Annotated in this window: 1 protein-coding gene; it reads right to left on the bottom strand. The window is 52.1% G+C overall.

Annotation, left to right across the window (positions count from 1 at the left end; translation table 11 throughout):
* Positions 1-469: TIGR01841 family phasin (gene phaP / locus BMI01S_RS37885; RefSeq protein WP_169745514.1), on the bottom strand; the 469-nt coding region annotated here is incomplete at its 3' end.
* Positions 470-668: the final 199 nt, after the last annotated feature.

The following is a 668-nucleotide window of genomic DNA, read 5'->3' as shown; positions in this document are numbered from 1 at the left end:
TGCTAAGCGCTTGCTGGCCAATATTCTGCAGGCTTCCGAACAGCATGTTTGTCACCCAGATTGAGGAATTCAGGGAGTTCATGGCGGTTTCTGCGCCAATTGGCGCGTTCTTAGCTACGTTCTCGGCCATCGTCTGCAATTGACCGCACCAGGACTCATTCAATACCTTCGTAACCCGTATCACCTCTGCCTCGACGTCCAGCAGAAGACCAGCCACGCCGTGGCTGTAGATTTGAACCCGTTCAACAGTCGGGATAGCGATACTTTCTTGCAATGCAAGCGGGCTTCGAAGATCGTTTGCCAACACCCCTTTCTGGGCAAGTTCGATTGTTTTAGAGAGCGTTGCACGGGTGAGTTGCACGTTCAAGGTCGTCAGCTTCTCGATTGATTCGAACGCGTTATTATTAAGGTCCAAAACACAATCAAGCGTTACCTTCTGAAGCGCTGCAGTTTGTTCCCGATTCATCATCTTTAAGCTCCTAAATTGGCGATCCAGGGCGGGCGCCATGCCTCTGAGTCGTGCGACGGGGGATCGTGTAGTGGGCCGAAATCGCGCTTTCTGCAACTGCCGCAGCATTGACGATCGGCGGATGCCTCGTACTGGGTTACTTGAAACAACCACGCAATGACGGAAGGGCGGTGGCCTAAAATCAATGATAAAAACACCG

Origin of the sequence: Paraburkholderia mimosarum LMG 23256 = NBRC 106338 (assembly GCF_000739815.1) — a bacterium.
In the GTDB taxonomy this organism is placed as follows: Bacteria; Pseudomonadota; Gammaproteobacteria; order Burkholderiales; family Burkholderiaceae; genus Paraburkholderia; species Paraburkholderia mimosarum.
The sequence above is the reverse complement of the archived record's forward strand: the minus strand, read 5'-3'. Positions and strand labels throughout refer to the sequence as shown.